Annotated in this window: 20 protein-coding genes, 9 tRNA genes and 1 rRNA gene; 7 read left to right on the forward strand and 23 right to left on the reverse strand. The window is 48.6% G+C overall.

The genetic code is table 11. The annotated features are described in order from the left end of the window. Nucleotides 1-204 precede the first annotated feature (204 nt). Nucleotides 205-1,362: an SH3 domain-containing protein gene (locus QQZ12_RS06865; RefSeq protein WP_284724146.1), complete on the forward strand. Its 1,158-nt coding sequence runs from the start codon at nucleotides 205-207 to the stop codon at nucleotides 1,360-1,362. An 89-nt stretch (nucleotides 1,363-1,451) separates the two neighbouring features. On the opposite strand, the gene nadA is transcribed toward QQZ12_RS06865, so the two are convergent. The 3 genes from nadA to QQZ12_RS06880 are packed head-to-tail and all read right to left on the reverse strand — an operon-like array spanning nucleotide 1,452 to nucleotide 4,927. Beyond that, on the reverse strand, nucleotides 1,452-2,555 hold the full coding sequence (gene nadA, locus QQZ12_RS06870; RefSeq protein WP_106341646.1) for a quinolinate synthase NadA: 1,104 nt from the start codon (nucleotides 2,553-2,555) through the stop codon (nucleotides 1,452-1,454). Continuing rightward, nucleotides 2,555-3,403 (reverse strand): carboxylating nicotinate-nucleotide diphosphorylase, encoded by an 849-nt coding sequence (gene nadC / locus QQZ12_RS06875; protein WP_284724147.1) that lies wholly within the window; start codon nucleotides 3,401-3,403, stop codon nucleotides 2,555-2,557. Before nadC ends, nadA begins: the two co-directional genes overlap by 1 nt. Nucleotides 3,404-3,415: 12 nt before the next feature. Then, nucleotides 3,416-4,927 carry an L-aspartate oxidase gene (locus tag QQZ12_RS06880; RefSeq protein ID WP_284724148.1) on the reverse strand — a complete coding sequence of 504 codons (1,512 nt, stop codon included), beginning with the start codon at nucleotides 4,925-4,927 and terminating at the stop codon, nucleotides 3,416-3,418. A gap of 174 nt (nucleotides 4,928-5,101) precedes the next feature. On the opposite strand from QQZ12_RS06880, the gene QQZ12_RS06885 reads away from it, so the two are divergent. Then, nucleotides 5,102-6,262: a cysteine desulfurase family protein gene (locus QQZ12_RS06885; protein WP_284724149.1), complete on the forward strand. Its 1,161-nt coding sequence runs from the start codon at nucleotides 5,102-5,104 to the stop codon at nucleotides 6,260-6,262. A gap of 21 nt (nucleotides 6,263-6,283) precedes the next feature. Continuing rightward, on the forward strand, nucleotides 6,284-6,925 hold the full coding sequence (locus QQZ12_RS06890; protein ID WP_154986833.1) for a hypothetical protein: 642 nt from the start codon (nucleotides 6,284-6,286) through the stop codon (nucleotides 6,923-6,925). 40 nt (nucleotides 6,926-6,965) lie between these two features. On the opposite strand, the gene pepV is transcribed toward QQZ12_RS06890, so the two are convergent. Beyond that, nucleotides 6,966-8,381 carry a dipeptidase PepV gene (pepV, locus tag QQZ12_RS06895; RefSeq protein ID WP_284724150.1) on the reverse strand — a complete coding sequence of 472 codons (1,416 nt, stop codon included), beginning with the start codon at nucleotides 8,379-8,381 and terminating at the stop codon, nucleotides 6,966-6,968. A 410-nt stretch (nucleotides 8,382-8,791) separates the two neighbouring features. On the opposite strand from pepV, the gene QQZ12_RS06900 reads away from it, so the two are divergent. Further along, nucleotides 8,792-8,878 (forward strand) — tRNA-Leu (locus QQZ12_RS06900). Nucleotides 8,879-8,887: 9 nt separating this feature from the next. Continuing rightward, nucleotides 8,888-8,964, forward strand: a tRNA-Arg gene (locus QQZ12_RS06905). Nucleotides 8,965-9,089: 125 nt separating this feature from the next. On the opposite strand, the gene QQZ12_RS06910 is transcribed toward QQZ12_RS06905, so the two are convergent. From QQZ12_RS06910 to QQZ12_RS06935, 6 genes are all read right to left on the reverse strand, one after another. Further along, on the reverse strand, nucleotides 9,090-10,085 hold the full coding sequence (locus QQZ12_RS06910; protein ID WP_284724151.1) for an inorganic phosphate transporter: 996 nt from the start codon (nucleotides 10,083-10,085) through the stop codon (nucleotides 9,090-9,092). Continuing rightward, nucleotides 10,078-10,698, reverse strand: a complete 621-nt coding sequence (locus QQZ12_RS06915; protein ID WP_054095908.1) for a DUF47 domain-containing protein — start codon at nucleotides 10,696-10,698, stop codon at nucleotides 10,078-10,080. The genes QQZ12_RS06910 and QQZ12_RS06915 overlap by 8 nt, the downstream gene beginning before the upstream one ends. A gap of 131 nt (nucleotides 10,699-10,829) precedes the next feature. Next, nucleotides 10,830-12,230, reverse strand: a complete 1,401-nt coding sequence (locus tag QQZ12_RS06920; protein WP_154987996.1) for a basic amino acid/polyamine antiporter — start codon at nucleotides 12,228-12,230, stop codon at nucleotides 10,830-10,832. Nucleotides 12,231-12,366: 136 nt separating this feature from the next. Next, nucleotides 12,367-12,696 (reverse strand): hypothetical protein, encoded by a 330-nt coding sequence (locus QQZ12_RS06925; RefSeq protein WP_102993219.1) that lies wholly within the window; start codon nucleotides 12,694-12,696, stop codon nucleotides 12,367-12,369. An 11-nt stretch (nucleotides 12,697-12,707) separates the two neighbouring features. Then, nucleotides 12,708-14,282: a vWA domain-containing protein gene (locus QQZ12_RS06930; RefSeq protein WP_284724152.1), complete on the reverse strand. Its 1,575-nt coding sequence runs from the start codon at nucleotides 14,280-14,282 to the stop codon at nucleotides 12,708-12,710. A gap of 242 nt (nucleotides 14,283-14,524) precedes the next feature. After that, on the reverse strand, nucleotides 14,525-15,877 hold the full coding sequence (locus tag QQZ12_RS06935) for a TrkH family potassium uptake protein (RefSeq protein WP_102993221.1): 1,353 nt from the start codon (nucleotides 15,875-15,877) through the stop codon (nucleotides 14,525-14,527). Between the two features lie 126 nt (nucleotides 15,878-16,003). Between QQZ12_RS06935 and mnmA the strand changes: the two genes are divergently transcribed. Both mnmA and QQZ12_RS06945 read left to right on the forward strand, forming a co-directional pair. Beyond that, a complete protein-coding gene (gene mnmA, locus QQZ12_RS06940; protein ID WP_223247970.1) occupies nucleotides 16,004-17,098 on the forward strand; it encodes a tRNA 2-thiouridine(34) synthase MnmA in 1,095 nt (364 codons plus the stop codon). Between the two features lie 243 nt (nucleotides 17,099-17,341). Next, nucleotides 17,342-17,983: a hypothetical protein gene (locus QQZ12_RS06945; protein ID WP_284724153.1), complete on the forward strand. Its 642-nt coding sequence runs from the start codon at nucleotides 17,342-17,344 to the stop codon at nucleotides 17,981-17,983. A gap of 50 nt (nucleotides 17,984-18,033) precedes the next feature. Here the strand turns inward: QQZ12_RS06945 and QQZ12_RS06950 are convergent. The 13 genes from QQZ12_RS06950 to rrf form a co-directional block, all read right to left on the reverse strand. Continuing rightward, a tRNA-Arg gene (locus tag QQZ12_RS06950) sits at nucleotides 18,034-18,110 on the reverse strand. A gap of 9 nt (nucleotides 18,111-18,119) precedes the next feature. Further along, a tRNA-Leu gene (locus tag QQZ12_RS06955) sits at nucleotides 18,120-18,206 on the reverse strand. Nucleotides 18,207-18,216: 10 nt separating this feature from the next. Continuing rightward, nucleotides 18,217-18,290 (reverse strand) — tRNA-Cys (locus QQZ12_RS06960). An 8-nt stretch (nucleotides 18,291-18,298) separates the two neighbouring features. After that, nucleotides 18,299-18,372: transfer RNA gene (locus tag QQZ12_RS06965), tRNA-Trp, on the reverse strand. 3 nt (nucleotides 18,373-18,375) lie between these two features. Further along, nucleotides 18,376-18,451: transfer RNA gene (locus QQZ12_RS06970), tRNA-Thr, on the reverse strand. A 1-nt stretch (nucleotide 18,452) separates the two neighbouring features. After that, nucleotides 18,453-18,528, reverse strand: a tRNA-Phe gene (locus tag QQZ12_RS06975). A 42-nt stretch (nucleotides 18,529-18,570) separates the two neighbouring features. Further along, nucleotides 18,571-18,664 (reverse strand) — tRNA-Ser (locus tag QQZ12_RS06980). 227 nt (nucleotides 18,665-18,891) lie between these two features. Next, entirely contained in the window at nucleotides 18,892-19,173 is a 282-nt protein-coding gene (locus QQZ12_RS06985) for a DUF4190 domain-containing protein (protein WP_102993224.1), read from the reverse strand. 192 nt (nucleotides 19,174-19,365) lie between these two features. Continuing rightward, on the reverse strand, nucleotides 19,366-20,034 hold the full coding sequence (locus QQZ12_RS06990) for a hypothetical protein (RefSeq protein ID WP_102993225.1): 669 nt from the start codon (nucleotides 20,032-20,034) through the stop codon (nucleotides 19,366-19,368). A gap of 181 nt (nucleotides 20,035-20,215) precedes the next feature. Next, a complete protein-coding gene (locus tag QQZ12_RS06995; protein WP_189318886.1) occupies nucleotides 20,216-20,392 on the reverse strand; it encodes a hypothetical protein in 177 nt (58 codons plus the stop codon). A gap of 8 nt (nucleotides 20,393-20,400) precedes the next feature. After that, complete coding sequence (locus QQZ12_RS07000) at nucleotides 20,401-20,874, reverse strand: hypothetical protein (RefSeq protein ID WP_284724154.1); 474 nt, start codon at nucleotides 20,872-20,874, stop codon at nucleotides 20,401-20,403. A 117-nt stretch (nucleotides 20,875-20,991) separates the two neighbouring features. After that, a complete protein-coding gene (locus QQZ12_RS07005) occupies nucleotides 20,992-21,336 on the reverse strand; it encodes a hypothetical protein (RefSeq protein WP_284724155.1) in 345 nt (114 codons plus the stop codon). A gap of 583 nt (nucleotides 21,337-21,919) precedes the next feature. After that, a 5S ribosomal RNA gene (gene rrf, locus QQZ12_RS07010) occupies nucleotides 21,920-22,034 on the reverse strand. Between the last annotated feature and the right edge of the window lie 122 nt (nucleotides 22,035-22,156).

The following is a 22,156-nucleotide window of genomic DNA, read 5'->3' on the forward strand; positions in this document are numbered from 1 at the left end:
TCATATTTTAGCTAAAATATACTTCCCCGTTCGCTTCCTTTTCCTTGTATAGTAAAAAAAGACAAGCCTGCAAATGGCTTGTCCTCATGAACACATGAAGGGGAAGCCGTCTGTTCGCATTTAGAAAAGAGAGTAAATCACAAATACATTGAAAAACATAAACAAAGAGAGGTGAAACCCACCTGCTCGTCATCTGGCCCGCAGGTGGGAAGAGTTACGGGTAGACATCTGAAATGGTTCGTCCCCACACTTGTTGCCATCGCCGTCGTGTTCGGGTTCTACTACACGACGTCTGGGGCCGCAGCCAATTACCAAGTAGAGATCGACAAAACCAACAATAAGTTACATTTGTATAAAGACGGTGAATTGAAAAAAACCTATCCGGTCGCTACCGGACGGACGGAAGAACTCACACCTGAAGGCACATTCACCATGGTCGTAAAGATCAACAAGCCAGGCTGGAAAAACATTCCTGGCGGCGACCCAAACAATCCCCTCGGAGAAAAATGGATGGGTCTGAGCGTCAACGGCGACAATGGCCGGACTTACGGCATTCACGGCACCAACAAGCCTGAGTCCATCGGCACGCACGCTTCCAGCGGTTGTGTGCGCATGAAAAAAGAAGACTTGATTGAATTGTACAATACCATTCCTGAAGGAACGCCCGTATGGATTCACAAAGGCGCTTCCAATGGCAAATGGTCAGGCGACCCCTCGTTCGCTGTACAACCAACTGAAGGAAAAGTGAAAGTCACCGTCAATTTGGCCAATGTACGTACCGGTCCATCGATTGGTGCTTTTATCATCCAACAGGAGAAAACCGGCATCGTCTTGGAGTTGACCGGCTTCGTCAAAGATTGGTACCAGGTAAAACTGGAAAACGGGAAGATTGGTTTCATCCACAACTCGACCGTCACCAAAGTTTCCGGTCAACCAAGCGAAACACCAACTTCTTCGTTTGTCTCCAAAAGCGGAACCGTGGTCACCACTGAAAACGTGGTCAACATTCGTTCCAACCCTTCACTGAGTGCACCGATCGTGCAAAAAGTAAAACAAGGAACCAAAATCGCGCTGACCGGGGAGAACAAAGATTGGTTCCGGGTTCAACTGACAACTGGCTACACAGCGTATGTCCATAAATCGGTCGCCAAAATCTCCGCACCAGCACCGGTGCAAAAGCAAATGGTGACCGTCACGGTGAACTTGGCCAACATTCGCAATGCCCCTTCACAAAAAGCAACCATTATCATGCGGGTGGCCAAAGGCACCAAACTGGAACGCACTGGCACAAACGGCGAATGGTTTATTGTGAAGTTAAAAGACGGACGCACTGGATTCATTCACAATTCCGTCGCCAAATAACTGTTCCCCTTCAAATAACAAAGGAGCCCATAATCGGGCTCCTTTTCGTTTTTCTGCAAAGCAAGAGTTGATTTTGTATTCCCTCTTTATTAAATCGCCAACATCCGATCCAACGCCACTTTAGACCAATGCTTGGTTTCATCATCCACTTCGATCACATGAATGGGACGACCTTCTAATACGCTGTCCAACGCCCACAAAAGATGAGGACGGTCGATGCGGTTCATAGTGAGGCAAGGGCACATCGTCGTGCTTAACAGCACCACTTTCTTGTCCGGATTCTCATTGGCCAACCGTTGCACCAAATTGACTTCCGTTCCCACAGCCCATTTGCTCCCCGCTGGAGACGCTTCAATCGTTTTGATGATGTACTCCGTCGATCCTGAGTCATCAGCCATTTGCACCACATCAAACGAACATTCCGGATGCACGATCACTTTCATCTCTGGGTCCCGCTCACGAATGCGTTTAATTTGATCAACAGTAAATTTCTGATGCACAGAGCAATGGCCCTTCCACAAAATCATCCGCGTTTGCTCCAGATCGCCTTTCACTTCTTCAAATTCGACCGTTTGCGGGTTCCAAACCACCATCTGCTCCAACGGGATGCCCATCGCATACGCCGTGTTACGGCCCAGATGTTGATCAGGCAAAAAGAGAATTCGCTTTTTCTGGCTGAAAGCCCACTCCAGCACCTTGTGGGCATTGGAAGAAGTGCATGTGGTTCCACCATGTTTGCCGACAAATGCTTTAATCGCGGCAGTGGAATTGACATATGTCAGCGGAATAATCGTGTCACCGAACCGCTCTTGCAGGATCTCCCACGCCTCTTCCAAGTCTTCAATGTCAGCCATGTCGGCCATCGAACATCCCGCTCGCAAATCGGGCAAAATGACGATTTGATGATCTTGTGCCAATGTGTCAGCCGTCTCAGCCATAAAATGTACTCCACAGAAAATGATTGTTTTGGCCTCTTTCTGCTCCGCGCCGATCCGCGCCAACTTCAACGAATCCCCACGGTAATCAGCAAACTTGATCACATCATCCCGTTGATAATGATGGCCCAAAATCACGAGATCCCGCCCCAGTTGCTGCTTAGCGCGAGCGATGCGTTCATCCAGCTCCTGGCTGGACATATTGCGGTAAACTTCGGGCAACTCCGCGTCCAAATAGGTGAGCGTGTCAATAGACATTATTCATCCCCCGTTTCATCTTCAAAATCCAAACTGATATCCAGTGAAGAGACAGAGTGTGTGAGCCAGCCCAAAGACACCGCATCCACCCCGGTCTCCGCAATCGGGCGGATCGTCTCGGGAGTGATGCCTCCGGACGCTTCCGTCCACACGCGTCCATCAATCAACTTCACAGCCTGGCGCATGGTATCCAGATCCATATTGTCCAACAAGATCGCATCGACATCGAACGCCAATATCTGTTTCACTTGCTCCAGTGTGTCGGCCTCCACTTCAATTTGCACCATGTGTCCGACCCGTTCGCGCACGCGCTTGATGGCTTCTTCCAAACTTCCGGCCATGGCGATGTGGTTATCCTTGATCATCACCCCGTGGCTCAAACCAAAACGGTGATTGACGCCGCCTCCAACACGAACCGCGTATTTCTCCAGCTGGCGCATCCCCGGCGTCGTCTTGCGCGTATCCAGCACACGACATGAAAGCCCTTCCAGCTTATTGACCAGCTCACGGGTAACAGTTGCGATGCCCGACATGCGCTGCATCAGGTTGAGCGCAACCCGCTCCCCGGTCAAAATAGCGCGGGTGCTTCCCGTGATCCGCGCGATCACCGTTCCTTTGTCCACCTCCGCCCCTTCTTCAACCAAGGGAGTCCACTCACAGGCGGGGTCCAATTCTTTAAACACTTGTTCGGCGACCGGCAGCCCGGCCACAACCCCCTGTTGCTTGACAAGAAGCACGCAGGTGCTGCGGTGCCCTTCCGGAGCGAGTGCTTCCGTTGTCAAATCACCGGCGCCGATATCTTCGTTCAAAACTTCACGAATAAACTGCTTTAAATAAATTGGATTCATCTTCCATGCTCCCTATATCACCAAATGTTTATGAGACCACTCTAACCGAGTTTCCGGAAAATCGCGCCGGTAGTGGCCGCCGCGGCTTTCCTCACGCATGCACGCCGCTTTCATAATAATTTGTGCAGTTATTAACATATTTCTCGTTTCAAGCATCCCATCTTCCACTTGTTCCGCCACCTTATCCAGTAGGGATAGCCCTTTGCGCAAACATTCATCCGTTCTTACAATTCCTGCATAGTCCCACATGATCTGCCGTATGGATTGTTTTAACTTTTCTTCAGATTGCTTATCATTGCACAAAGTCGGGATAGAAAAATCGGGCACATCCTCAACTGCTTGCTCCGCCAAGGAAGACAGCTTATCTGCCACCCGTTGCGCAAACACGGCGCCTTCCAACAAGGAGTTGCTCGCTAAGCGGTTCGCCCCGTGAACACCCGTGCAGGCAACTTCTCCGCACGCGAACAGGCGTGGCAACGATGTTTGTCCGTGCAAATCCGTTTGAATCCCACCCATGATGAAATGAGCCGCTGGGGTTACAGGAATGAGGTTTGTTTCAGGATCGATTCCGTGTTCGCGCGCTTGCCGGTAGATCTTCGGAAAGCGTTTCTCAAACCGCTCTCCCAGAACTCGGGCATCGAGGAAAACCTTTCTTCCTGCTTTCATCTCCGTATAAATCGCGCGGGACACTACATCGCGCGGGGCCAAATCCTTCCAGGTGTGATAACGCTCCATAAACGCTTCACCCCGGTCATTCACCAAATGCGCGCCTTCTCCACGTACCGCTTCCGAAACCAAAAACATCGGATTTTGCTCTATCGCTAGCGCTGTCGGATGAAACTGTACAAATTCCATGTCCATCAATTTAACACCGGCGCGATGAGCCATCGCAAAACCATCACCGGTGGACACCAGATCGTTCGTTGTATAGCGGTACAACTGTCCACAACCGCCCGTGGCCAAAACCACCCCTTTGCGCGCCAGGTAAGCGATAGGTTCACGGCCTTCATCGAGCGCGGTGACCCCAAGGCAGACTCCCCCATGCACAATCAGATCCGCCACCATGGTGTGTGTCATGATTTCAATCCGCTCATGAGCTTGCACCTGCTTCAACAAGCTGTCTGTGATGCCCGCCCCCGTCGAGTCCCCACCGACATGCAAGATGCGCGAAACGCTATGGGAGCCTTCCCGCCCCAAAGCAAATTGCGCCCCTTCCTGGTCAAACGGAGTACCCCATCCCGACAGCAGTTGAATGGTTTGGGGAGCCATCTCTACCAGAACGTCGACCGATTGTGGAATACATAATTCAACCCCGGTGCGCAAGGTGTCTTGTCTATGCAATTCAGGAGAATCCCCTTCGCCAATGGCGGCCGCGATCCCTCCCTGGGCCCGGAAAGAATTGCTTTCTTGCTCACGCGATTTGGTCAGCACAATCACACGACCTGATTCCCCAAGAGAAAGAGCCGTAGTCAAGCCTGCGATTCCGCTTCCCACCACAACATAATCGGTCACTAATCGGGTCATTTTTGATTAATCCTTTCACGAAATCTTAACATTTTTATTTTCTCAGGAAAATGACGAATGTCAACCTTTATTTTAAGCGACTTCATTGTGAACAGATTGGAAATGAAGGTCTTCAACTAAGCGTTTTCCGTTATAATGAATGAAGAAAGGAAAGAAAGAGCGGAGGCACAACTAATGAAACCGATTTACCTTGATTACGGGGCAACCAGCCCTGTGCGCCCCGATGCGCTAGAGGCAATGCTACCTTTCTTTAGCCAAGCTTATGGTAATTCCGGCAGCATCCATGATTTCGGCCAGCAAAGCCGCGAGGCAATTGAAACGGCCCGAAAACAGGTAGCCCAAGCAATCGGGGCATCCACTGCGCGTGAAATCATTTTCACCAGCAGCGGAACCGAGTCAAACAATCTCGCCTTGATCGGCGCCGCCCGCAAACGGAAAGCCTTCGGCAACCATATTGTCACATCATCCGTGGAACATCCATCGGTCTTGGAAGCCTGCCGTTTTTTGGAACGGGAAGGGTTTGAAGTTACTTATGTGCCGGTGGATTCCAATGGGTTGGTGAAGCTGGATCAATTAAAACAGGCGCTCACCGACCGCACCATTCTCGTTAGCGTCATGGCTGCCAACAATGAAGTGGGAACCCTACAACCCATCCGCGAAATTGGGCTATTACTGAAGGATTCTCCTATATTGTTTCATACTGACGCCGTTCAATACTTTGGCAAGGTTCCTTTTTCTGTCATCGAGTTGGGCGTCGATCTCCTTTCCCTCGGTTCGCACAAAGTGTACGGACCGAAAGGAGCTGGAGCCCTGTTTATAAAAAAAGGGGTGCGGATTGAACCCCTGCTTCACGGCGGCGGACAGGAGCGCGGCATGCGTGCCAGCACACTAAACACGCCGGCCATCGTCGGATTCGGCGCAGCTTGCCAACTTATCTCACAGGAAGTAGCTGATGAGCAGGCGCGCCTCACCGCACTACGCGATCATTGCTGGCGGCGGATCCAGTCGGAAATCGGCGATGTGGATTTAAACGGACACCCCAGCGACCGCTTACCCAACAACTTGAATTTAAGTTTTCATGGTGTGGAGGGGCAAGCGATTCTCTTGGAACTGAATCGTAAACAAATCTACGTGTCAAGCGGTTCCGCCTGCAGCGCTGGCAAGCACGCCGCCTCACATGTGTTACTCGCCATGGGCAAAAGCTTGGACACCGCGTTCCAAAGCTTGCGAATCACCTTTGGCAAAGACACGACCCTAGAACTGATCGACCGATTCGTTGACGAGTTGAAAGAAGTCATGCATTATCTGCGTTCCTTATCTCCCCAAGAACACTAACAATCTGGAGGCTCGACTTCATTGCGGACGATGATAAATTGGATTATTCGGCTAGCTGGCGGATTGATTGTGTCCACCTTGCTGTGGATTGCTTTCATCTATTATCAGTTGGAAAATTACGCAGAACCCGATCAGGTTTACCTGATGGGCACCCCATTCGCTTATGGGTTTGTCTTCTTGTTCTTGTGTGGCGTCGTCTTCTTTGTCATCGCTTTTTTCCGGATGCGGCAACACCCACAGAAACTGCGGCGAACCTTTTTGGTCTTCGCCTCCTTGTATTTGGTAGCCAGCCCGTTGGTCATATTGGCCTTTGACAACTATCTGTTGGTGACTCCCAAAGGGATTGCCTATAACACCTTGTTCAGTTTGGACGATGCCAAAGTGAAACGCTGGCGCGATATCGACCAAGTCGTGCTGGATTACGATTACGAGCGGTTGCCGTTTAATGACGACCGTCATTTGCGGTTAAAATACATGGTCTATTTCAAAGACAACACCATGATCGACTTGAACGGTTACAACTCCCCTTTATACAAGCAAACGGAGTTTGAAGCACTTCACCGTACGATCCTCAATAACAAGATTCGGGTGAAAACGATGCGGCCTCTTCCTCCAGACGTCACACCAGACAGCTTTATCTATAAAATGTATCATGCCAAATAACGCAACCCCCCGACCCTGAAATGGGCCGGGGGGTTTGTTATCAGCGCGCCAATTCGTAAATTGCTTGGGCATATATTGCCGTAGACCGCCATAAATCTTCCAGCAGGATGTGTTCATCCCGTTGATGGGCTGTCTCTTCACTGTCTGGGAACAACGGGCCGAAAGCAACTCCCGTCTTGAGCGCCCGTGCAAACGTGCCGCCGCCGATGGCCAGGATTTCGGCCTTTTCTCCTGTCTGGTCTTCGTAGACCTTGGCCAGCGTTTGAATCAATGGATGATTGCGCTCTACGTGATGCAACGGTTTGTGATCCACATTGTCGATGGTGAAGCCATAGGCCGACATTTTGTCAGTAATAGTCCGCAAGATGGATTCAGAATCCCCCCTGAGCGGATACCGGACGTTGATGCGGAGCGACTGGCGCCCGTCGTGGACATGTTCAAACACGCCCGCATTTACAGTCAGTTTGCCTAAGACTTCCTCTTCTTGGGCAATACCTAATCCCTCGCCAAAATACCCGTCAACGAGCAGGTCATTCAGCATGTCAACAAAGTTCCGCCCCGATGGATCAAGCGGAACGCGCCCCAGCAAGCGAGCCATTTCCAATGCAGCATTCAACCCTTTATGCGGTTCGGAACCATGGTGGGATTGCCCTTGGATCACAATCGACACACCATCGTTGTTTTCTTCCGCGTAACCTTGAATCCGATGTGTCAACAGAAAGTCTTGCACTTTCTCTTTTAATTCGAACACATCGCCCTCACCAACCAATTTGACCACCGCTTGATCAGGAACCATGTTAACCCGCTGGCCTGACTTGAATTCAGCCAGTGTCCAATAATCCCCGTCGACTGGTCGCCCCTGTCCGTTCCCAGTGAGCAGAATATCCAACAACCCCTTTTCAGAGGCGATGATCGGAAAATCAGCATCCGGCGAAAATCCCATTGTCGGCATCTCTTCACGCGCAAAATAAGCCTTCATGTCCCGCCACTTCGATTCTTCGTCAGTACCGATGATCAACCGCACGCGCTTTGAGAGGGGCAAGCCCAATTCTTTAACGATTTTCAAGGCGTAGTAAGCGGCCATGGTCGGCCCTTTGTCATCGATTGCGCCGCGAGCATAAAGCTTGCCATCGCGCACATCCGGTTCGAAAGGAGGGGAAGTCCACCCTTCGCCCGCCGGAACGACATCGATATGGGAAATCAAACCGATCAGTTCTTCGCCTTCACCGTATTCGATGTGACCTGCATACCCATCCACATTTTTGGTGATGAACCCGTCTTTCTCCCCCAACCGCATCATATATTCCAACGCCTCGGCAATTTTTTGCCCAAATGGAGCCTTCTCCCCCGCTGTGGATTCATCGAGTACGCTTTCAATTCTAAGCAATCCGTCCAGATCTTTTAATAAATCTTCTTTTCGTTTTTCCACTTCGTCCAACCAGCGAATCTCACTCATCGGTCATTCCTCCTGCTTTTGTTCAGTCTCTATTTCCGCGATGATGTATACAGACCGTTGCTATGTTCTTTGCGAACCTCCCCACCCTGCAATGGGGAGCCAGTAAGCCGCCCTCTTAAGGCGTTCACCTGCAAGGTAAGGGGTAGGTAACCCCCCGCTCATTGAAGTTTGACTGCTTTTACTATACCATGCGGCCAAACATTCGACCAAATTTTTTTAAAATCAAACAACCCATCAATAGCAGGAACACCGCGCCACTCCTGCGCCACGTTCCCGAACCGGATAAAAAAGCCATGCCAATTTATCAAAAAAGGGTCGAATATTAAAAATATGATTTTGTTGCAAAAAAATGATTGCAATCTCTCTAAGATGATGTTATATTTAAACCTGTCTTCACCACTACCATTCATGCGGACGTGGCGGAATTGGCAGACGCGCAAGATTCAGGTTCTTGTGGCCGCAAGGCTGTGGGGGTTCAAGTCCCTTCGTCCGCACCAATCACATATGTGCCCTTAGCTCAGCTGGATAGAGCGTCTGACTACGGATCAGAAGGTCGGGAGTTCGAATCTTCCAGGGCACGCCAATCAAAAACCCAGTGGGAAACCACTGGTTTTTTTCGTATTTCTTTCCGTTCACATAAAACTCCCCTGACAAACGAAAAAAGCTTACGCCCATCCAATTAACAAACGGAACGCAAGCTTTGTCATCTTATCCTTCTAATACTTTAAAGATAGTGTAAAACACATAGCCCATCAATGCTGTAACCGGCAATGTCAAAATCCAAGCATACACTATCTTGGTAGCAACACTCCAGCGGACACTACGTACCCGTTCCGCAGCACCCACGCCCATGATGGCACCCGTGATGGTGTGAGTGGTGCTCACCGGAACTCCGATTTTCGCCACTGTCGCCAACAACAGCGCAGCTCCCGTCTCAGCAGCAAAACCTTGCGGTGTTTCCAAGCGACTCAGACGCGAGCCAATGGTGTGGATGATTTTCCGACCGCCCATCGCTGTACCCAAACCCATGGCGAGCCCGGCTGCGATCTTCACCCAATCGGGCACATACAGCTCGGTATGGGAGCCATACGCAACCAATGCCATCGCGATGATCCCCATCGCCTTTTGGGCGTCGGCTGCACCATGGCTGAACGCCATGAACGCGGAAGAAAAGATCTGCAACGGCTTAAACGTTCTTTTCACCTTGGAACGAGGGATATTGCTGAATAACGCACGAATGAGTTTAATGAGACCAGCCCCAACCAACGCACCCAACACCGGTGAAATCAGCAAAGCGACCAATATCATCAGGATACCGTGAGTTTGCAGAATCGCAGTACCTTTATAAGCGACGGCGGCGCCAATCAAGCTCCCGATCAAGGCATGGGACGAACTCGTCGGCAACCCCAGCATCACCGTAATGATATTCCACAAGATGACCGCCAACAACGCCGACAGTAGCACAATCAATGTCACGTGATTTGGATCGACAATATCCTTCCCGATCGCTTTCGCCACTTCCGTCGAAAAAAAAGCCCCCGCTATGTTGAGCAAGGCAGCCATCAGAATCGCCATCGCCGGAGAAAGTGTTCGTGTCCCCACAACAGTGGCAATGGCGTTAGCCGTATCATGCCATCCATTGGTGAAGTCGAACACGAGGGCCAATGCGACGACGGCGACTAAAACCCAAAATGGATCAAGCATACTTCATGACCACACTTTCCATGATGTCCATCACATCTTCAAAAGCATCCGTTACATCTTCCAGTTTCTCATAAATCTCTTTCATTTTGATGAGATGAACCACATCCACCGGATCGGCAAACAACTCCATGATGCCTTCGCGCATCAACCGGTCGCCCTCATTCTCAAGCAAGTTAATCTCGATGGAAATCTTGCGGATCAACTCATAGTCGCGCTTTTCCAAAGCGATGAAAGCATCATGGAGATGGCGGGCGCTCTTCTCCAAGATCTCTCCAAACTTGATCAGGCAGGAATTGGTTTTATCCACCTGCATATAAACAAAGCGAGCCGCGCAGGCTTCCACGCCGTCAATGACGTCATCCAGCGTATAGGCCAGCTTGAGGATATCTTCATGGTCTAATGGCGTAACAAAGGTTTGATTCAACTCTCTGATGAGCTGATGTGTGTAATCGTCCCCTTTGTCTTCCAGTTCTTTCAGGCGTTCCGCATAGGCTTCCTTTTCTTCCAGCGTCTCCACATTTTCACGGAAAAGCTGGACGGCCTCCGCGATGTTGGTGGTTGCATCGACCATTATTTTGAAAAAAAGGCGGTCTTTTGAGCGGTTAAACAGCACGTTCAATTCCTCCTAGTTAACCATTATTTAACCAAAAATAATCATAGACTTAACAAATGGGATTGAACAGAGTTTGGACGCACATTTAACCATATATTAATTTCGCCTTTACAAAAAATTAATATACCAATTTACACCATTCCGCCGCCCAGTGCTACCAAAGCCGCCACCACAATGATTCCGGCAACAATCCAATCCCACTTGCGCATGCTCTGCTCCTGCCCTCGTCGCACCCAGAGATACAGCACCATGCCCACCGCGTACACAACGGAAACCATCAACAGATAAGTCAGGCCAGCGGCATAAAGCGTCCATAGCGAATAGCCTGTAGCCAACGCGCCGATCAAAAGATCTCTTGTTCTCCGTCCATCCTTTAGGTAAGTTTCCCCCACCAAGGCCAATTTTACTTGGTACAAGGCTGACAATAGATATGGGATTAATATGGCAACACTGGCCATTGAATATACTTTTTGATAAGTGGACGCCGACACGTACACCAAACCGGTAAAGAGCAAAGTGATTCCCGTCGACCACCACAGCGATACCATCGGTGTACCTTGACGATTCACCTGGGCAAATCGGTCCGGAAACACGCCATCTTGCGCCGCCACATACGGAATCTCAACCGTCACCAAATACCAACTGAGCATGCCCCCCGAGATGGAAACCAGAAGGCCGATCACAATCAACACCGCCCCCCAAGGCCCCACGATCGCTTTCAATACATAGGCCATGGACGGTTCCGGCAATGCAGCCAGCTCAGCTTGCGATAAGATCCCTGTCGACAGTACGGAAATCAGCAGATAAATCGCCAAAGTGCCCAGCAATCCCACAATGGTCGCCACGCCCACGTCCTTTGCTCGTTTGGCCCGACCCGACAAGACTATGGCACCCTCAATTCCTACGAAAGCCCACAAAGTGACCAACATCGTGTCTTTCACTTGTTGGCCGACCGACTGCCAAGAAAAGCTCCCCGAACCCCATAAGTCGGCCATGAACACGTCGCGCTTAAATGCCGCCGCTACAATGATTAAAAATATCAGGATCGGGATCAGCTTGGCCACCGTCGTCATGATATTGATAATGGCTGCTTCCTTGATCCCACGTGCCACCAACCAATGGAAAAACAACACAAACGCAATCCCTCCCACCAGGGATGGCAGATTATCCCCTTGGCCAAACAACGGAGAGAAAAAGCGGAGTGTCTGGAAAAACAACGTCACAAACGCGACAATCCCCAAAATTGATGCAATCCAATAACCCCAAGCGCTACTAAAACCGATGAACGGACCAAATCCGGCCCTAGCATAGCTGTAGATACCTCCGCTCAACTCCCGCTTCCGCAAAGAAAGATTTCGGAAAACCATCGCCAGCGCTAACATGCCCAAGCCGGTGATCACCCAAGCCAAGATGACCGGACCGCTTCCCGCTGCGGCCGCCATGTCACTTGGCAAATTGAAGGCGGCGCCGCCGACGATGGTCCCCACGACCGCCGCCATCAAAGAGAATAAGCCCAATTGTTTCTGTTTCATTTTCTCCACTCCTAAAACGCATCTTCTTTCTGTACATTGTTTCACTATTGTTTGATGATACACTAATACATTAGTATGGTAAAGTCTTATAGTAATAAAAAAGGTTGGGATATGTTTCCACACCCCAACCTTTGATCTATGCATGCACATTGGCAGACAAATAGGTTCCTTCTATTTGCAAATACAGCAAATTCAATTCGCAGATGCGCTTGGACAACTCGTTCAATTCGTCGTTCAACCGCAAAAATTCCGTTTCATCCTCCGTATTTGCTAGTGCTTCATACCGTTGCAAATAGTCCTGCTCGATCTCCTTAATCCGTTCTGGAATATACGAACAGCACTCTTGGCATTTCAATTCAAATTCATCTTGCTTCTCTTGGGAAAGCTCTTCATATTCGACATAAAGAACGGGTCGAGCTAATCCCAGACGCTCATCATACACAAACGCAAATGGACACTCTGACATAACATTCAACCTCATTCGCTCTGCTGATTCGACAGGTCAGTCAGACCGTCAGCCTCTTCCGCTTTTTTCTTCAGCAAATCCTCTTTTAACAGCTGCACGGCTTTATTCTGAAACTCTTCCTTTTTGCCGCCATCTTTTTCCCATTCATTCATCAAGCGGTGTGTCTCTTCTTGAAACTCGGAATCCAACAGGGAATCTACTTCCCCATATCGATCTTCGGTGAATGTTTCAAGCTGTTGCCAGCGTTGGTCAATCCACGTATCGATTTCCGTCCATGTCCTTTTGTCAATTTTTCCTTCTTTCTTGATATACAAATTGGCCTCATTCAAACGCTGGTGCTCAGTTTCCACTTTCTTCTTCATCTTCTGATTATGTTTAGTCAATTCTTTTTCGTCTTGATGATGCGCATGGATCGCAGTTTGGAGTGCCCGGATCTGCCATGGATCGTTCAGTCGGTTCACCATCTGCACCCGTTCTTTTACGGCCTGCTTCAATTCTTTTTCATCCGTCACTGTTTGATAAGCGCCTCCCGTAACGGTGGACACTTCCCGCAATTGCCGCTCCGTTTCCGGTTCCACATCCAAACCGATCACATGAATGTTGGCCATGTACTCGCGATGCAACTGTTTAGCCGTTTGAACCGGGTCCCCGCCGCAATTCTCAAACCCATCGCTGATGATGAGTATATGGTTTTCCACGGTAGCCGGGGCCCCTTTTTGCATGTCTTTGGAACTGCTACCCATGGCCAGCGCCAATGGGTTGTATCCGGCCGGATGAATTTGGCTCAGCGCTTTACGCAGTTTTTCTCGGTCCCATTTATCCCCGGCGTAAATTTTAGCTTGACTTCGGCATGACCGCTCTTTGTCCTTTTGCGCACTGGTTCCCTCATGGCCATATACTTTCACTTGCAACAGGGAGCGCTTCGGAGGCAAGGCAGCGGCCAATTGCTCAATGCTCTGTTTGGCACTGTCCATCTTGCTCTTGCTGTGATTCGACAACTGACTTTTCATGCTGCCGCTGGCGTCAAGCATGACGGACATGTTCATTTTCTTGGGCTGTTCAGGTGTAAGCGCTGAAGACGGCTTATCCTTGGAAGCGGAAGCAGGTGTCGGCTTGGGGTATTTGTGGCGCGCCGCCACCCAAACATCGACCATCTCTTCATAATCGGCTTCCTCTAGATTTTTGAAGCGTTCCACATCGCTCCGGTAGTTCTCACCCACTAAACCCAATAAATAGGCATACGCCTTGTCATCGCTCAATCCTTTGGGCATCTGGTTCAAAGCTTGAACCACCTTACCCCGGTTGAACTTCTCGCCGGCGTACTCCCCTTTTCCTTCATCGTTTAAAATATCATTTAACTCCGTATGTGGAGCCGGGCTCTTGGGCAAATCCGATGTATCCTCTTGTCTCGGCATCTCTTCCGTCTCTTGCTTCTGAATATCGTCTACTGCCAGCTGTTCTACTTTTTCAACTTGGTTTCCAGTCGTATGCTGAATTTTTTCTATCACGGTGGCGCAACCGCTTAAGAAGAGGAAACTGCAGCAGAGGAGAGCCGATGGCAAGAAATCTTTTTTTGTGATTCGCATAAGCCCCTCCTTACTGAAAGTGGTTACATGATACTCATTTCTATGCCATTGCGCTTGTAAATAGCTTACTGGAACCACTTTGCTTTGACAACCGCTTTTAAGCCTGGCGTTTCGACAATCTTAGTACGATTTTTTAGCCAACTCCGTCACACCACATTCCTTACCAGCATGCCCACTTCAAAGACCGATCAACCGCTTGCCATGCTGGGTGGGCAACTGGCACCCCCTGTCCAACCCGTTCGTCAACCGATCAACGGTCTATCTTCAGGATAACGGTAAGGCGGTTGTTTCTGACTGTGGGCGATAGCAAAAGCAATGGTGAGCGGCCCTAACCTACCGGCAAACATCGTGAGCAGAACGATCACTTTACCTGGCACTGACAGCGTCGGGGTTAATCCCATGGTCAAACCAACTGTGCCAAACGCGGAAACCGTCTCAAACCCAGCGGTCAACAGATCCGTTTGCTCAGTGATCGTCAACAGCATCGTATCCAAGATGACCAGCGTGGTCGCCGCCACAGTCACAGTAAGCGCTTTGTACACCAACCCGTGGGGAATGCGGCGCTTATATGCGATGACATCATCCCGTCCACGGATCATCGACCAGACCGACAGCAGAATGGTAGCCAAGGTGGTCGTCTTGATTCCCCCGCCCGTGGAACTAGGGGAGGCCCCCACAAACATCAGCAATACAGTGAAAAACAATGTCGCTGAGTACATATCCCCCAAGCTAAGTGTGTTATAGCCGCCTGATCTCGGTGTAACAGAGTGAAAAAAAGATGCCATGATTTTTCCTTGAAACGACAACCCGCCCAAGGTTTTGGGATTGGCCCATTCCACCACCAAAATCACCAGCATACCCATAACGATCAAGATTCCCGTCATGGTCAAAACAATCTTGGAATGTAAACTAATCCGTTTGGTCTTCCGATAATGAAGCAATTCTAAAATAACGACAAACCCGATCCCTCCCAAAATAACAAGGGAGGAAACAACCAGGTTTATCCACGGATCTTCAACATAATGGGTGATGCTACTGAACGCTTCCTTTTCCCCAAACAGATCAAACCCGGCACTATTAAATGAAGAAATGGAATGAAAAAGGGAGAAATAAAGCCCTTTTTCCAATCCGAATTCGGGAACGAAACGCACGCTCAACAATACAAATCCGATTCCTTCAATGATGAAGGTAATTTTGAGAACTTTCAACACGAGGTTGACTACCCCTTGCATGTTGAACTGGTTGAATGTCTCCCGCAACACCAACCGCTCCCGAAATCCGATTTTTTTGCCCACAAGATATGCGAAAAACGTGCCGAACGTCATAAAACCTAATCCGCCCACTTGAATGAGCAACAAGATGACCACTTCGCCAAAGGTGTTAAACGTTGTAGCTGTGTCAACCACCACTAGCCCAGTCACGCATACAGCCGAGGTGGCTGTAAACAATGCGTCAATAAAAGGCAATCCCTGTCCGGATTCTGTGGCCACCGGCAAAGATAACAAGCACGCCCCGATCAAAATCGTCACAGCAAACCCGAGCACCAAAATTTGTGTCGAAGTGAGCCTGCTCTGCAACAATTGTTTTTGGTCCATATTTGCACATCCACCAATCTCTAATCAATCAGATCGTTTGCCTACGGATTTGTTGAAAACATTTGGTTTCGATTATAATGAAGACATGCCATCGAAACAAGGGTATGAAACCGAACACTGGAAGTGATGCAAATGAGCAAGAAACATATACGCGTGGTGGTCGGCATGTCCGGCGGCGTGGACTCGTCCGTGACCGCCTGGTTGCTAAAAGAGCAAGGCTATGAGGTTATCGGGCTGTTTATGAAAAACTGGGATGACACCGATGAATTCGGCCATTGCACAGCCACGGAGGACTTCGAAGATGTGCGTCGCGTTTGCGCACAGATTGGCATTCCCTATTACTCTGTCAACTTCGAAAAGGAATATGAACAAAAAGTGTTTCAGTATTTCCTTGATGAATACAAAAAAGGCAGAACCCCCAATCCGGACATCATGTGCAACCGGGAAATCAAGTTTGGCGAGTTCTTAAACAAAGCGAAACAGCTAGGGGCCGATTTCATCGCAACGGGCCATTACGCACAAATCATCGAGAAAAACGGAGAAAAGTACCTAGCCCGTGGCGCGGACCCCAATAAAGACCAAACCTATTTCTTGTACGCCGTCAACAAACCGCAATTGCTACAGGCCATGTTTCCCATTGGGCACATGCAGAAACAGGAGGTGCGCGAGATCGCGCAAAAAGTCGGTTTGGCCACAGCCAAAAAGAAAGACAGCACCGGCATCTGTTTCATCGGCGAGCGAAATTTCCGCGAATTCCTCAGCCACTATCTGCCTGCACAACCTGGAGAGATCCATACCCTAGATGGGGAAGTGAAAGGGCGGCACGACGGCTTGATGTATTATACGTTGGGCCAACGTCAAGGATTGGGGATCGGTGGAAGCGGAACAGGGGAACCCTGGTTTGTCGTGAAAAAGGACATTGAAAAGAACATTCTCTATGTGGCGCAAGGCCATGACCATGAAGCACTGTACTCCGGTGGGCTCATCGCCACCGATATCAATTGGTTGGGCCAAGGCGACACTCCAAACGAGCCTTTTACATGCACCGCTAAATTCCGCTACCGTCAAAAAGACCAACCGGTGCGCGTACTTCCGCAACCGGACGGCACTTTCCGCGTAGAATTCGCCGAACGGCAACGGGCGGTCACCCCGGGGCAATCCGTGGTTTTCTATGATGAGGAAATTTGTTTAGGTGGGGGCATTATTGACAGCACCTTTTAATATAAAATAGAATTGGGCGGTTTTCTTGAACGGCCACAGGGCTGAATCAAGAAAGCCGCACCTTATTTTTACGATGCCTCTCTCGACATCGTTCAGCAAACTTCTATCCCCCTGTTTCTTTTGGCTACCAAAATGTTTCCGTTTTATGGCACAACCGAAAACGGGACTTTAGTCTACTATTCAAATATTGGAAAATAGAGTAGCATTAAGTCGAGTTTCATAGTATAAAGGGGGATTGTAGCATTGAAGGACAAAGCGTATTTACCCGCCCCTGAGTTTGACACAGACGACCTGTCTCCCGAAGAATACAGCACGCAAATCAAACGAAAAACCATCGCTCTGATTGGTGCTGGCATTGCATGTTCCGTCTTTTCCTACGCCATTTTCACCAACTCAACTGGCTCTATTTCAACTGACAACAACGAAGTCACCGCCAAGCAAACGAAACGGCCTACCCCAGAGACGGAACAAAAACTGCACAGGTCAAGCCAGTCCGCATCCACCGCTACAAAAGCGAATTCGTCGGACAACGGCCATCAACCCAACGACCCGGCAAAACATCTTCCCGGCATGGTTGACGGAGATGCCAACCCAACCCCAGATGCGACTCACCCTAACCAATCTCCGAACAAACCCTCACACATCGGGAATGACGACAACCGGGATCCGCTTAACATTTTTCACGCCTCCTCAAATGTAGTGGCCAGCGCGACGCCTTCATATGAAAAAAACCCTTCACCAAGTTCAGACATACATAATAAACCTTCAACCGTTGTACAGAAGGAAAAACCACAGCAAAATACGCCCACATGCGAGCTGGCCTGCGAAGCGACAAAATCTACTAAAAAAAAGTTGGCAGAAATATTGCGAGATTTAACCAATTGAAGCCAATAAAAAAAGTAGCTGACTTTTTTCAAAGCCGGCTACTTTTTATATGGCGTGCCCTGGAAGATTCGAACTCCCGACCTTCTGATCCGTAGTCAGACGCTCTATCCAGCTGAGCTAAGGGCACATATGCGATTGGTGCGGACGAAGGGACTTGAACCCCCACAGCCTTGCGGCCACAAGAACCTGAATCTTGCGCGTCTGCCAATTCCGCCACGTCCGCAAACTTCATATGGAGGCGGCACCCGGACTCGAACCGGGGGTAAAGGTTTTGCAGACCTCTGCCTTACCACTTGGCTATGCCGCCATGATAATTGGCAGGGGCGGTAGGAATCGAACCCACACTGGAGGTTTTGGAGACCTCTGTTCTACCACTAAACTACGCCCCTGTATGGTGCTGGTGAGAGGACTTGAACCCCCAACCTACTGATTACAAGTCAGTTGCTCTACCAATTGAGCTACACCAGCGTGGTGGCTCGGGACGGAATCGAACCGCCGACACGAGGATTTTCAGTCCTCTGCTCTACCGACTGAGCTACCGAGCCACATTCTTTTATTATAACATAGACAATCGTTTTTGTCAAAAATGGCGGAGAGAGAGGGATTCGAACCCTCGAGGCGAGTTTTGCCCGCCTACACGATTTCCAATCGTGCTCCTTCGGCCAGCTCGGACATCTCTCCGTGTTGTGAAGTTAAATTTTCGTTTTCGTCAGCTCATCTCGCTGACAAAATATATATTACACTGGTTCATTCATGTTGTCAACGGGAATTTTAATTTAATTCTATTCTGAATTTATTTGGTTGCCACCCCGCACGCTTGGATTTTCTCTCACTGGTCAACCCCATGCTCCGCCATCTACCGAAGATATGATTTGACTTTCCTTTTCCGCAACCGATTGCTATCTGCGTTATGGGAGTGCGGTCATCAACACCGCTTTTAACAGCGCATGAATAAAACTGAACCCAATCGCCAATCCGCTTAACATCATCCCCACGCTCGCCAAGTTCCCTTTTTCTGATCTTCTACCCCTCAGCCCCAGCACCAATCCGACCACTCCGCACACAATCCCGGCCAGCGCAAACACAAAGGCTGAAAAAAAGCCGACAATTCCCAACACCAATGCAATCTGCGCTTCTTTGTTCCGCTGTGGCATTCTTTCCAAATTGGTTTGAATTTGCGTTGGTTCCATCAAATCCCTCCAACCCGCATCTTAATGTTAGTTTATTCATCAGGAAGCAGATATTCCCTCTCTCTTCATTCTTTTCATTTTCCTTCCATCGCAAACCCCCTTTTTATAAATTTTCCCCAAGCCCCCCTTCATTCCATGTGGCGGGATGAGGTCATTTTGATAAAAAAAGCCACCTGCTGGCAGCTTTTTCCTTTATGTCCTTTCTTTTTGGCTGGAACTCGCTTTTTTGTAAGCAAGTTCAAAAGCGGTCTCTTCTTGCGCTTGTTGCGTCTTTTTGTGAGCCGTTTTCTTATCATCTGCTGGCACGTTTTCTTCAAGGTAGTCGAGTGCCCTGACACTTTTACTCTTGGCCCGAAGCCCGTCGTAACTAAATCCAAATTGCAACTCAACCTCTTTGTTGAGAGAATCCTTTGTAATTCCTTTTGCTTGCCCTGGCTTGAAAAACACCTCAAATCCATTGACCTCGATTTTTCCATTGCCGGGATGCTTATACTCCGTCACGATCCCTCTTACTGTCCGCAACGGGTTTCCACCAGCTTCATCAACCATCCGATGATGAACCAATGACTGCAATCCCTCTCCTACTCCAAACCACTCAAAACAAAAAGTCTTGTAGGGGGACTTCTCCGCTTCTTTGGCACAAGCTTCAATTAATCTCTTTGCCCTGCTTTTCTCAAACTCATATCCTTCCATCCCTTTCAATACCATGAGGACATAATGATAATAAAGGGCCTGCACCTGATTGGTTCTGCTACTCCAAGCGGACAAATATTCAATCGCATCATCGAGAGTCACATTGGGATGATGGCGTGCCACTTGGAACCATAAATAAATGTTTTTCTCATTGTCCGGCTCTTCCATGAGATTGTCTTTCAGCAATTCATGATATAATTGAGATTTTTTGTGCCGATTTTGCTGAAATCCTTAAATTTCTGTCTGCAAAGCGAACGATTTGCAGACGGATCATCGGTTTGTTAGAGATCGACTACAATAAGTTGTTCAAGTTTTGTATCACGATGTTCAAATCCATGTACAGTTTCTTTCAATCATTTTCACAATGCGTGATATAGGTGTTGCTTTCCTCTTCAATATGTGTTTGTTTCACGCTTTCCAAAAGGCCCTCCACCAAATCCAGACAAGCCAAAACCCACTGGTTACTTGGGCGCTTAAAAAATTCTGCATGTGTGAGTCCTGAGATTTTAACCACATCTTCAATCATGTGTATGATCATCTCAACATAGGAGATGGACTCATGCAACAAGTTGTTGTGATCACGGGACCGTTTAAACCAACTCCCCGCATGGTTCGCAACACTTTTACTTCCTCCAACTCTTCCCCGGAAAGAAGCTTGGGCTGCTTTGTGTACTTCGCTTTTAGTGCATTTAGCTTATCTTTTAACTGCTCTCGTATGCACAATCCTTTGATGTGATAAAGCAGGGAGTCCACTTTACCTTGCCGCTCCGATGTTTCAATCGCCTTATCTGCCGCATTGTTCGCTTCATCGAGATTCTTGCCCATATATAGATAATACCGTGCCAAATGTGCCGGAAAATGCGGTTCTTCCGGATATAAGTGAACCAATTTACGTAGAATATCCCCTTGCCACTTGACATCTTCGATCTCGGTCATTAATCGAGCCAACTTCTCTTCTCCCATCTCTTTATTGTTTCGGCAGATGAACAAGTCGAACAAAATTTCCATGATATACTCTGGCTGCTCTCCATACTCAGAAAACGTGTCTCCCAAAAAAGCAAGCGACTATTGAGCCAAAATGCTTCTGTACGTAAAATTATCCACTTCCTCTTTTTTGCCTAACAATTAACGCAACAGCTCTTCTGCATACAAATAGTGACGAGGCCACCAATGCGTAAATTTGCCGTATTTCTCCTTAATCAACAATAACTCCAGATTGAAATTGAAGTGCTTTTTCAAATCAATTTTATCCCATTCTGACACTTTATCAGTTCCAGCTTTATTAAGGAGGATTGCAAACAAATTGGCCGGAAGGCTTTTTTGTTCAAAGTGATAGCACAAGGCGATATATATGAGAATTTTCTTTTGCTCTTCTGTCCGAATTGTGCTGATAAACTTTTCAATATAATCGGACAGTCCCAGGAAATCCTCCTCAAACGTAACCAATCCGATATAAAATGGATTCCGCAACGCCGGAGAATTCGAATGCCTGATTTGTTCTAGTTCATTTTTTCTTGTGCTTTAACTCCTGATCATCATATCGCTCAAGATGTCTGCTGTATTCGTTCAAGAATTCATTGGTTTCGTTAGATTTAGGATAGTGGTATACAATCTTTTTTTGTGGTCTATATTTTTCAACTCGTTTTTCGATCCCCGTTGCACCACCAAAAACACCACCGGCCGGGTGCGACTCCTAATTGCATCATATAACTCATATATATTGTCTCGGCTGAACTGGTGGGCTTCCGCCACAACAAAAATTGTCTTTTTCGTCTAATCATTTAGCTCCACAATTTTGTCTGCCGTATCCAACAGCCTATATTGTTTCAAGATAACGGTTGGATACTTTTAGCTAATCATCATACAAGAAGTGGACAACGGAACAAATCCAAGTTCATCTCACTCATGTGACATGGAGCTTTGCTCCGCTTCCTTGTTCAAAGCAAGGATAAAGAATCAGTTCCTAAACATCTCTGTCTACTGGCCGTTGGCATACCATATGAGGCAACTTGCAAAGCAAAAACCCCACTTCATTCTGAAGTGGGGTTTGGTGGCCTGGCAACGACCTACTCTCCCAGGGCTTAAGCCCAAGTACCATCGGCGCTGGAGGGCTTAACTTCCGTGTTCGGTATGGGAACGGGTGGGTCCCCTCCGCCATCATCACCAGACGTTATGTTGTTGTTCAAGGTGTGAACCACACCCTGAAAATTAGAATGGAATAAAGCGTGTTGCAAGATGAAGAGATGAAGTAGGATAAGCCCTCGACCGATTCGTATCCGTCAGCTAAACG

Source organism: Laceyella tengchongensis, from assembly GCF_900182735.1.
Classification (GTDB): domain Bacteria; phylum Bacillota; class Bacilli; order Thermoactinomycetales; family Thermoactinomycetaceae; genus Laceyella; species Laceyella tengchongensis.